The sequence below is a fragment of the Streptomyces sp. NPDC059371 genome, assembly GCF_042751995.1.
Lineage (GTDB): Bacteria > Actinomycetota > Actinomycetes > Streptomycetales > Streptomycetaceae > Streptomyces.
Genome location: NZ_JBHYXD010000191.1, coordinates 1 through 5,138 on the forward strand (window position 1 = coordinate 1; position 5,138 = coordinate 5,138).

Annotated in this window: 4 protein-coding genes; 3 read left to right on the forward strand and 1 reads right to left on the reverse strand. The window is 75.5% G+C overall.

The window, feature by feature from the left end:
* Positions 1-202 precede the first annotated feature (202 nt).
* The 3 genes from ACFXGX_RS42970 (at position 203) to ACFXGX_RS42980 (ending at position 3,659) form a co-directional block, all read left to right on the forward strand.
* A complete protein-coding gene (locus ACFXGX_RS42970; RefSeq protein ID WP_384803872.1) occupies positions 203-1,819 on the forward strand; it encodes an ATP-binding protein in 1,617 nt (538 codons plus the stop codon).
* Positions 1,734-2,228, forward strand: coding sequence for a hypothetical protein (locus ACFXGX_RS42975; RefSeq protein WP_384803875.1), 495 nt, complete (start codon positions 1,734-1,736; stop codon positions 2,226-2,228). Before ACFXGX_RS42970 ends, ACFXGX_RS42975 begins: the two co-directional genes overlap by 86 nt.
* Positions 2,229-2,453: 225 nt before the next feature.
* Positions 2,454-3,659, forward strand: a complete 1,206-nt coding sequence (locus ACFXGX_RS42980) for a MerR family transcriptional regulator (RefSeq protein ID WP_384803878.1) — start codon at positions 2,454-2,456, stop codon at positions 3,657-3,659.
* 20 nt (positions 3,660-3,679) lie between these two features.
* Here ACFXGX_RS42980 and ACFXGX_RS42985 read toward each other — a convergent pair whose 3' ends face one another.
* Positions 3,680-4,888 carry a cysteine desulfurase-like protein gene (locus tag ACFXGX_RS42985; RefSeq protein WP_384803881.1) on the reverse strand — a complete coding sequence of 403 codons (1,209 nt, stop codon included), beginning with the start codon at positions 4,886-4,888 and terminating at the stop codon, positions 3,680-3,682.
* Positions 4,889-5,138 lie beyond the last annotated feature (250 nt).

Below are 5,138 nucleotides of genomic sequence, written 5' to 3' on the forward strand. Positions count from 1 at the left end.
GTGGCTGTGGGAATGCCCGTGCCCGGCGCCCGCCGGGAGGCGGGGCCCCCCGGGGGGCCCCCCCGCGGCGGGGGGGGGCCCCCGGGGCGGCCGCGGGGGCCGCGGGCCGCCCGCCGCCGCCCCTCCCCCGTCGGCCCATGAACGCGGTACCGAGTCGGCGAAGTCGGCACACAGGGGACGCCGAGGCCGAAAGACTGTGCGTGTGCTGAGAAATCTTCCGGCCGTTCCGCCCGGTTTCGTCGGTCGCCGGGGTGAACTCGCCCACCTGGACGACGCGTTGCGCGAGGAGCGTGTCGTGACCCTCACCGGGGCCGGCGGTGTGGGGAAGAGCCGGCTGGCGCTGGAGGCGGCGGACCGGGTGCTGCACGCGGGAGAACGCGGGGTGGCCTGGGCCGACCTGTGGCCGTTGCGGGACGACCGGCTGCTCGTCGCGACCGTGGCCGACGCGGTGGACTTCGCGGACCACACGACCGACCAGGCACTCGACTCCCTGGCCGCATGGCTGGCCGACCGGGACGCCCTGCTCGTCCTGGACTCCTGTGAGCATCTGGTCGGCCCCTGCCGCCGTCTGGTCGCCCGCCTGACATCGGCCTGCCCGCGCCTGACCGTCCTCGCGACGAGCCGGGAGCCGCTCGGTGTCCCCGGTGAACATGTCGTCGCGGTGGAGCCGTTGCCTCCGGCCACGGACGCCGTGGAGATGTTCCGCCTGCGCGCGGCCGCGGCGGGCACCCCGTTGTCCTCCCCGGCGGACATGGTGACCGCCGCCCGGCTGTGCGAGCGGCTCGAAGGCATGCCGCTGGCCGTGGAGTTGATCGCCGGACAGCTCGCGCACCGTACGGTCGGGGAGGTCGAGCTGGAGCTCGGCCGGCGCCTGGACATCACGGCGGACGGTCCGCTCCCCGGGCCGCCGCGGCACCGGGCGGTACGGACGACGATCGGCTGGAGCCACGAACTGTGCGCGCCCGTCGAACGCCTGCTGTGGGCGCGGATGTCGGTGTTCCGGGAGCCGGTGGACGCGACGACGGTGCGCCTCGTGTGCGGCGGGGGCCCGCTCCCCGAGAGCGACGTCGACCGGGCGCTGACGGGCCTGGTGAGGAAGTCGGTGCTGTCGCGGGCCGGTTCCGGGTACCGGATGCTCGACACCGTCCGGGAGTACGGCCGTATGTGGCTCGACCAGGTGGGCGAGAGCCGGGAGTCGGCGGACCGGCACGCCTCGCACTTCCTGGCGATGGCCCGCGACGCCCAGGCCGGCTGGCTGGGAGAACAGCAGGCGCGGTGGTACGAACGCCTCGGCTCGGCGCACGCCGATCTGTGCGCGGCGCTCGACCATCTGCTCTCCGCACGGCCGGACGCGGCCCTCGAACTGACCGGTCTGCTCGCCTTCCCGTGGAGCTGCTGCGGACATCTCAGAGAGGCGGCGGTGTACGGAGGACGCGCTGGCCCTGTCCGCCGCGTCCGGCCCGGTCAGGGCGAGGGCCCTGTGGGCGCTGGGCGTCACCCGTGTCCTGCGCGGCGAACACGAACAGGCGGGGCAGCTCGCGGTGTTCTGCCGGGACCGCGCGGCTCTCCAGGAGGACGCCGGGGGAACCCTGTACGCCGCCTATCTCCTGGGGCTGACCCACCTGCTTCAGGGGCGGCCCATGGCGGCCAGACACGAGATCGAGGGCGCGTTGCGGGGAGCCGGCGGGACGGCGTTCACCTCCGCGGGGCACGTTCTGTGCCACCTGGTCCGGGTGTTCGCGCTCACCGCGGAGGGGCTGCTGGACGAGGCACGCCGGGCGGCGGAGGAACTGCGGCACGGCTGTGTCGCCCGCGGTGAGTGGTGGACGCGCTCGTACGCCGACTACCAGCTCTCGCTCATCGCCCTCTTCGAGGACCGCGCGGAGGACGCCACCGCCCACGCCCTGTCGATGCTGGACGGCAAGCGGCACATCGGGGACAGTTTCGGCATCGCGCTCGGCCTGGATCTGCTGGCCTCCGCCCTCGCCGCCCAGGGCGCGGGCGAACGCGCGGTGGCCGCGTACGCCGCCGGGGAGACCTACTGGAGCGCCGTCGGTCATCCGCAGCGCGGCACCCCCGAACTGGGCCCGGTACGCGCGCGCTACGAGGACACGGCCCGCTCCCTCCTCGGCGACGACCGCTACGAGCAGGCCCTGCTGCACTCGGCACTCAGCGACCCCGAGACCATCCTGCACCACCTCCTCGACGGTCCCCGCGGGGGTTCCTGAGGAAGGCGGGGCGGGCCCGGTGTCACGGCGGGCCCGTTCGCTGCATCCGGGGGGCCTTCCCGGGCCGAAGCAGGGATGAGCCCGGCGGACCGGCCGGGTCCCGGGCGGCTCCGGAATCGAGGCGAGGCCCGTCATGAACCGCTGCCACCGTGCACCGGGCCCGTCCACCCCCGGATGGGGCATCGCCGGCAATGCGCCGTCGCGCGTTCTCCCGGGAGCCCGGCCGTGGAACTGAGCGCCGGCGACGAGACGGAGACGGCCGGTGTGGGAGTGACCACCGGGTTCCTGGCGCGCAAAGTCGGAGTGTCGCCCACGACGTTGCGGTCCTGGGACCGGCGGTACGGTCTGGGGCCCGCGGTGCGGGCCGACGGCCGGCATCGCCGCTGGTCGCCCGACGACGTGGCCATGGTCCGGGAGATGTGCCGCCTGACAGCCGCCGGTCTGCCCCCCGCCGAAGCCGCCCGCGCGGCGAAGGAGGCGGCTCGCGGCCGGGTCGCCGCGTCGCCGGCCCTGGCAGCGCGGAAGGGGACCGCCGCCGCCCGGACGGGGGCCGCCGCTCGTACGCGGACCGCGGGCCGTACACAGGCCGCCGCCGGCACGCGGACCGGTGCCCCCGCGCGAACCGGCCTCCGGGTTCCGGAGGAGGCGTCCGCGACCGCTCCGGGTCCGGGAACTCCGGAATCCCCGTCGGGCGCCGGGCCGTCAGGGACCGAGCCACCGGGCACCAGAGCGCCGGACACCGGGCCGGCCCCGGGTGACGCGGCCCAGGAAAGCCGGGGTCTCGCGCGTGCCGCCGTCCGGCTGGACGCCCACGCCGTCCAGGCCCGGCTGGCGGTGGCGGTCCGCACGCACGGTCTGGCCCGGGCCTGGGAGGACGTGATGGTGCCCGCCCTGCGGGCGGTGGGCCGCAAGTGGGAGTCCTCGGGGGACCGTTATGTCGAGGTCGAGCACCTTCTGACCTGGCACGTCTCCGCCACCCTGCGACACGCCTACGTGTCCGCGGCGGGACAGGCACCGCCCGCCGCCGCGTCGCCCGTCCTGCTGGCCTGCGTTCCGGGCGAACAGCACACCCTGCCCCTGGAAGCGCTCAACGCGGCACTCGCGGAACGGGGCGTACCCGCCGTGACCCTCGGCGGCGCCGTCCCGCCCGAGGCACTCATCGCGGCGGTGCAGCGCGTCGGTCCCCCGGCGGTCGTCCTGTGGTCCCAGTCGTGGTCCACGGCGAACCTGCCGCTCGCCCGGCACATCGCCGCCACGCGCTGGGGCGTACGGGGAGCACGGACCCGGAGCCGGATCCTGTTGAGCGGGCCGGGCTGGAACGCCCCGCCCGGCGCCGGACTCCTGCGTCCACGTCACCTCGCCGAGGCGCTCCACCTGATCACCGCCCCGGACGACCCGACGACGGATCCGCGGACGCCGGCGGTCTCCTGACCGGGAACCGTCCCCCGCGCCTACGACCGCTGAAAGGCCCCCAGCCCCTCCAGCAGCCGGTCGACGTCGTCCGCGTCGCTGTACGGCGAGAGCCCGACGCGCAGGCCCCCGGTGTCCCCGAGGCCGAGGTGCCGGGACGCCTCCAGCGCGTAGAACGATCCGGCGGGCGCGTGCACCCCGCGGCCCGCCAGGAACACGGAGGCGTCCGCCGCCTTCCGGCCGTCGAACGTCAGCAGCAGGGTGGGCGTGCGCTCGGCCGCCCGGGAGCGGACCGTGACACCGGGCAGCCCGGCCAGGCCCGCCTCCAACCGCTCGCACAGCGCTCCCTCGTGTCGCTCGATCGCCGCGAAGGCCGTACGCAGACGGTCTCGGCGAGCACCGGTCGTCTCGCCCGAGAGTCCGGCGAGGACATCGATCGCGGCGGTGGTGCCGGCGAGCAACTCGTAGGGCAGTGTCCCCAGTTCGAACCGTTCGGGCACCGTGTCGGTGGACGGCAGCAGTTTGTCCGGGTGCAGTCGCTCCAGCAGCTCCGGGGAAGCGGTGAGGACACCGTGGTGCGGGCCGAGGAATTTGTAGGGCGAGCACACGAAGAAGTCGGCGCCGAGCCGGGTGACGTCCACGAAGGTGTGCGCCGCGTAGTGCACCCCGTCGACGTACAGCAGTGCCCTCGGGTGACGGTGGACCAGGCGGGCGATCGAGGCGACGTCGGGCACGGTCCCCGTGAGGTTCGAGGCGGCGGTGACCGCGACCAGCCGGGTGCGCTCGGTCAGCAGGGCGCCCACCACCGAGGGCGGGAGTTCGGCCGATTCCGGATCGAAGTCCGCCCAGCGCACGTGGGCACCCGCCTGTTCGGCCGCCTGGAGCCAGGGCCGGATGTTCGCGTCGTGGTCGAGACGGCTGACGACGATCTCGTCGCCGGGTGCCCAGTCCTTCACCAGCGCCCGGGCGAGGTCGTAGGTGAGCTGGGTGGCGCTGCGGCCGAAGACGACACCGGACGGACGACCGCCCACCAGGTCGGCGACGGCCTGCCGGAACCCCTGGACCAGGTTCTCCGCGTTCACCTCTCCCGGCGTCAGGCGTCCCCGGATCGACAGCGGTCCGGTGAGCGCGTCCGCGATCGCCCCGGCCACCCTGGCCGGGGTCTGGGTGCCGCCCGGCCCGTCGAAGTGCGCGACACCGGACAGCAGGGCGGGGATCTCGGCACGCAGCGCGCCGACGTCGTACGTCACTCGGGCTCCTCACTGGCTGCGTCGCGGCCCGCGCCGGTCGGCCCGGAACGGGGTCCGGCGGGCGGGAGCCCGTGACCGGGCGGGCCCGCACGTTTCTGCGGTGATCATGGCAGGAGGCTCACCGCGGAGGGAAGGTGGTGCGCCGCCCGGGCGCGCCCCGAGGAATGACGAACGGCCTGGGGCGGGGCCCCGGGCCACCCGGGGGCGGCCCCCGCCCGGGGGGCGGGGGCGGCGCACAGGGCGGGGGCCG